This is a genomic window from Nostoc cf. edaphicum LEGE 07299, from assembly GCF_015207245.1.
Classification (GTDB): domain Bacteria; phylum Cyanobacteriota; class Cyanobacteriia; order Cyanobacteriales; family Nostocaceae; genus Nostoc; species Nostoc edaphicum_B.
The window spans coordinates 1-4688 of the sequence record NZ_JADEXF010000411.1 but is presented as its reverse complement, the minus strand read 5'-3'; the positions used below and the strand labels follow the sequence as shown (position 1 = coordinate 4688).

Sequence of the window (4688 nt, the reverse complement as noted above, 5' to 3'; positions counted from 1 at the left end):
GTGAAACTCCCGTGATACCAAAGGCATAATTGAGCAAATTGAAAGGAAATATCGGGGACAATCGCGTTAACAGGACAATTTTTAATCCTTCTTTACCTACCGCTTGGTCAATGGCGGCAAATTTTTTGTTATCTGCGATTTTACCAGCAACCCAACCCCTTGCTAAATAACGTCCAACGAGAAAAGCAGCTGTAGCGCCAAGGGTTGCACCGATAAACACGTAGAGAGAACCCCAAACTGCACCAAAAATTACACCAGCCCCCAAGGTGAGAATAGAACCTGGGAAAAAAGCAACGGTAGCGATAATATAAAGGCCAATAAAAGCTATGGCTCCCACGGCACCCAGGCTATCAATCCACTGCAAGGCTTCGCGTAAAATTGCTTGCGGATTGAAAGAATTTGAATTTGTCAATTCTTGTGCTAAAGCCGGGTCTGGGTTTAATGAGAAACTGCTTGCCAATATTAGTAATATTAATACACTGAGGCTAAAAAACTTCTGGAATTTTCTGGCATCAATACTTTTAAATATCTGAATGATTATTAGTTTGTTCATGGGTTGTGATTTCTTCTACTGCCACACTTTGAGCTAATGCTTTCTGAGCAATTTTTGTGATATATACAGTTACAGCAACCGTAGCAATCAACCCAACTACTCGCATTATCCATTGCCAGACTTGAGTTTCTGGAGTAATTGGTTGATGAGAGGTGTTAATCATGGCAAGATTCCCAGCTAAAGAACCAATATAAACGTACATCACAGTACCGGGAATAATGCCGAAGGAACCTAATATATAGTCTTTGAGAGAAACCTGTGTTACTCCAAATGCATAATTTAATAAATTGAAGGGAAAAATAGGTGAAAGACGAGTTAGCAAAACAATTTTCCATCCTTCTTTGGAAACTGCTAAATCAATCGCTTTGAATTTAGGATGTTTGTCCATTTGTCGAGAAACCCAATCCCGCGACAGGTAGCGTCCAATGAGAAAAGCCAAGGTTGCTCCAATTGTTGCAGCAATTAGTACATATATCGATCCCCAAAATACACCAAACAGACAACCACCTTTAAGAGTTAAGAGGGAACCCGGTATAAACAGTAATGTCGCTAAGTTGTAAATGAGTATGTAGGCGATAGGCCCTAAAGTACCAAGACTGTGAACCCAAATGACTGAAGTCTGTAAAAACCCCTGAAAGTTTAACTGTTTAGCAACAATTATTAGAGTGATAATCAGGCAACTTAGCAGTAGTAGTTTGAGTTTGGAATTGAATAAACGCTTGTTCATTTTTATAAGTTTCACCCTCAGAGGCTCGATGTTGACCTTTTGAAGCTCAATGTTGACCTTTTGAAGCTCGATGTTGACCTTCTGAGGCTCAACTTTGACCTTCTGAGGCTCGATGTTGACCTTTTGAGGCTCGACGTTGACCTTCTGAGGCTCGACGTTGACCTTCTGAGGCTCGATGTTGACCTTTTGAAGCTCAACTTTGACCTTCTGAGGCTCGATGTTGACCTTTTGAAGCTCAATGTTGACCTTCTGAGGCTCAACGTTGACCTTCTGAAGCTCAACTTTAAAATTTACACCTCAAATCCAATGCCCCTAAGATATACTACCCACATGAGAAACAGCTTAAAGCCTCTTAAATTTTTCTTGGCGATACCAGCTACAAATTCGCTTAGGTGAAACGCCGAGCAAGTAAGCAATAATTACTATTTGATTAAGTAGCGTAGTTTTGAATACTCCCTTTTGCAACCATCTACGGGCTGAGGTGACAACTGGTGTAGGAATAATTACAACACGTCCGATGCGTTTTAGACGACGCATGAGTTCAAAGTCTTCCATGATAGGCAATTCGGGAAAGCCGCCTATTTGCTGAAATACTTCCTTTGTTAAAAAAATTGCTTGGTCGCCATAAGGCATTTGATAAAAATGCGATCGCACATTTACCCCCCACTCCACCCATCGTAAACTTAAAAGTGAGGCATCAATCCGCAACTTAAAAGCACCAGCCACAGTCCCAGGTTGTTGTAGTGCTGTGCGAATCATCTCATCAAACCCAGTTGGTAAACGGGTATCTGCATGGAGAAATAACAGAATCTCACCACTAGCCGCTACAGCACCCGCGTTCATTTGCACAGCACGACCGGGAGATGATGAGATAACTTTGACATTTAAAGACTGAGCGATCGCTACAGTATCATCACTAGAGCCACCATCGACTACAATGACTTCTATATTTAGATTGGCTTGAGTAGTAGCAATGGCTTTTTTAATATTCCCCGCTTCATTAATAGCCGGAATAATAATCGAAATTTTGGCTGCGTCAATACTCTCACTCATGATTGCTGAGTTTTCTTTTCCAGTTGGTCAGGAAATGAACACTCTACCGTTACCTTCAGATTGCTTTCAGCCGTGCCTTTAGTCACGTAAGGTATACCTGCTTCACCGCCAACTTTGATGCCAAATTCTAGAGTGACTTTATCAATATTGGCAACAGGGATTTTCTTAAAAGCATTCAGTGAATAAACAGTGTAAGCCCGAATTGTACCTTCAATTGCTTGGAAATTTTGCACTATTTGCTTTTGTGCAGCATCAGCATCCCATCCCTTATCAATTAGCGCTTCTTCCTCTCCCTCTGGAGAAACTTCGGTAATGACTGGTGGAGCATCTACGTTATTTGTGGCTTCAATGTAAATAATCGTGCCATCTTCTAACTGAATAGGTGTGAGTTGAGTCATGGAATAAATCTCGCTTAAAAGAATTGCGTGTAGTCAATTTAACGCGAAATGGGCGGTTAGAATTCGCGTTTAGACAAAGGAAGCCAAGGCGAATAGAATTCGCGGCTACACAAACAAAGTCCGCCTCCGCGGACTAAGGAAAAATCAAGGTTTTGAAACCCACGGAGGTGGGTTTTGCCTGTGTAGACGAGCCAGTGCGTTGGGCGGCTCCGCCGACTTGAAGCACCTGGCGTGCGGTTTCTAACCGCCCGTTTAACTATACATTTTTACGGAAAATGCGGTAAATTTCTTGTAGAAACTGGAAATAATTCGGCACAACTATCATAGGGCTTTGCAGGATGAGTCGAGACGCTTTGGTGGTGGGAATTAATATGTATGACCGCTTAAAATGTCTCAACGCACCAGCTGCCGATGCTGAAGCGATCGCTCAAATCTTACAACAATATGGTGAATTTCGGGTAACGCGGCTACCAGCAGTCAAAGACAAGGAAAATGAGACGATTCGCATTGGTAAGCAAACTAAAGTTAGTTTAACTTAGTTAGAAAGAGCGATCGTCCAATTGTTTAAGCCAGATGGGAAGCCGCCAGACACAGCACTGCTGTATTTTTCTGGTCATGGATTGCGGAAAAATTTAGGAATTCAGGAAGGCTTTTTAGCGACTAGTGAAGTCAACCCTGATGCGGGTAATTGGGGATTATCTCTACAATGGCTGCGGCGACTGCTGCAAGAAAGTGAAGTAAGACAACAAATTGTAATTTTGGATTGCTGCTATAGCGGAGAAGTGCTAAATTTTGCAGAGGCAGATCCAGGCGATCGCGGTAAAGGCAGAGACAGGTGTTTTATTGCGGCTTCTCGTGGTTTTGAAGTAGCTTTTGAAGAGATTAACAGCCAACACAGCGTACTCACCGCCGCACTGCTGAAAGGTTTGGAACCAAAACAAGACCGTTGGGTGAGTAATTACACTTTAGTAGACTTGCTCAATCAAGAACATCACCCATTCCCCCAGCGTCCAATTTTTGCTAACTCCGGTGAAGCAATTAATTTCACCCGCAAATGGAATTCCTCTCCTGTTAACTCCACAGTACAGGTATCAGCTATTTGTCCTTACAAAGGGTTATCTTATTTTGATTGCACAGAAGCAGATGCCAACTTATTTTATGGCAGAACAGCATTAACCGACGAATTATTAGAAAAAGTGCGATCGGGTAATTTCCTCGCTGTGTTGGGAGCATCAGGAAGTGGTAAGTCTAGTGTTTTGAGAGCGGGTTTACTTTATCAATTAAAGTTAGGACGTAGGTTATCAGGTAGCGATACTTGGCAGTTGAAAATATTTCGACCAGGGATTAACCCCTTACAAAATTTAGCACTGGCATTTCTAGAATCAGAATTATCAGATATTGAACGCGCATCTCAATTGGCAAAAGCAGAAGAATTAATTGCTAAAAGTGCAGTTGGCTTAGGACAGTTGATTACTGCTGCACAAACTCAGCGCATCGTGTTAGTGGTAGATCAATTTGAGGAAGCTTTTACTCAATGTCAAGACATTACCAAACGACAGCAGTTTTTTGAATGTGTGTTAGCGACCTCAGCATTGCCAACCTCAGAAGTGCCAACCTCAGAAGTGCCAACCTCAGCGGTGCCAACCTCAGCGGTGCCAACCTCAGCAGTGCCTACCTCTTCGGTGCCAACCTCAGCAGTGCCAAACTCAGCGGTGCCTACCTCTTCAATGCCTACCTCAGAAGTGCCAACCTCAGCAGTGCCAAACTCAGCGGTGCCAAACTCTGGAATGCCGACCTCAGCAGTGCCGACCTCAGCCGTGCCGACCTCAGGTACGCCATAAATCTTACTCTTGAACAAATTAAATCTACTTATAGTTGGGAGAAGGCAAAATATGACAAGGATTTTCGTGCCAAGCTTGGTTTACCACCAGAACCAGCTAAGTGAATACTTTGGGGT

General features: G+C 42.9%; 6 protein-coding genes and 1 pseudogene. 3 read left to right on the top strand and 4 right to left on the bottom strand.

Annotated features, from left to right (window positions below; genetic code table 11):
- On the bottom strand, nt 1–553 hold a 553-nt coding region (locus tag IQ229_RS13705; protein WP_194044542.1), incomplete at its 3' end, for a TVP38/TMEM64 family protein.
- Nucleotides 522–1280 (bottom strand): TVP38/TMEM64 family protein, encoded by a 759-nt coding sequence (locus IQ229_RS13700; protein WP_194044540.1) that lies wholly within the window; start codon nt 1278–1280, stop codon nt 522–524. The genes IQ229_RS13705 and IQ229_RS13700, both read right to left, overlap by 32 nt.
- A gap of 39 nt (nt 1281–1319) precedes the next feature.
- Between IQ229_RS13700 and IQ229_RS13695 the strand changes: the two genes are divergently transcribed.
- Nucleotides 1320–1676 (top strand): hypothetical protein, encoded by a 357-nt coding sequence (locus IQ229_RS13695; RefSeq protein WP_194044538.1) that lies wholly within the window; start codon nt 1320–1322, stop codon nt 1674–1676.
- On the opposite strand, the gene IQ229_RS13690 is transcribed toward IQ229_RS13695, so the two are convergent.
- Nucleotides 1623–2333: a TIGR04283 family arsenosugar biosynthesis glycosyltransferase gene (locus tag IQ229_RS13690; RefSeq protein ID WP_194044536.1), complete on the bottom strand. Its 711-nt coding sequence runs from the start codon at nt 2331–2333 to the stop codon at nt 1623–1625. The two genes, IQ229_RS13695 and IQ229_RS13690, sit on opposite strands and share 54 nt — an antisense overlap.
- The gene (locus IQ229_RS13685; protein ID WP_194044529.1) at nt 2330–2731 is read right to left on the bottom strand and encodes a CU044_2847 family protein; all 402 of its coding nucleotides are present in this window, start codon (nt 2729–2731) and stop codon (nt 2330–2332) included. The genes IQ229_RS13690 and IQ229_RS13685 overlap by 4 nt, the downstream gene beginning before the upstream one ends.
- A 338-nt stretch (nt 2732–3069) precedes the next feature.
- Between IQ229_RS13685 and IQ229_RS24540 the strand changes: the two are divergent.
- Together IQ229_RS24540 and IQ229_RS24855 are read left to right on the top strand one after the other, a co-directional pair.
- A pseudogene (locus IQ229_RS24540) lies at nt 3070–4308 on the top strand (nSTAND1 domain-containing NTPase); the annotation flags it as partial.
- Complete coding sequence (locus tag IQ229_RS24855; protein WP_194044527.1) at nt 4302–4676, top strand: pentapeptide repeat-containing protein; 375 nt, start codon at nt 4302–4304, stop codon at nt 4674–4676. The pseudogene IQ229_RS24540 and the gene IQ229_RS24855, both read left to right, overlap by 7 nt.
- Nucleotides 4677–4688 lie beyond the last annotated feature (12 nt).

What these genes read in the sequence shown, in the direction of transcription:
- IQ229_RS13700 (WP_194044540.1), bottom strand. Translation starts at nt 1,280, where the DNA reads ATGAACAAGCGTTTATTCAATTCCAAACTCAAACTACTACTGCTAAGT.
- IQ229_RS13690 (WP_194044536.1), bottom strand. Translation starts at nt 2,333, where the DNA reads ATGAGTGAGAGTATTGACGCAGCCAAAATTTCGATTATTATTCCGGCT.
- IQ229_RS13685 (WP_194044529.1), bottom strand. Translation starts at nt 2,731, where the DNA reads ATGACTCAACTCACACCTATTCAGTTAGAAGATGGCACGATTATTTAC.
- IQ229_RS24855 (WP_194044527.1), top strand. Translation starts at nt 4,302, where the DNA reads ATGTGTGTTAGCGACCTCAGCATTGCCAACCTCAGAAGTGCCAACCTC.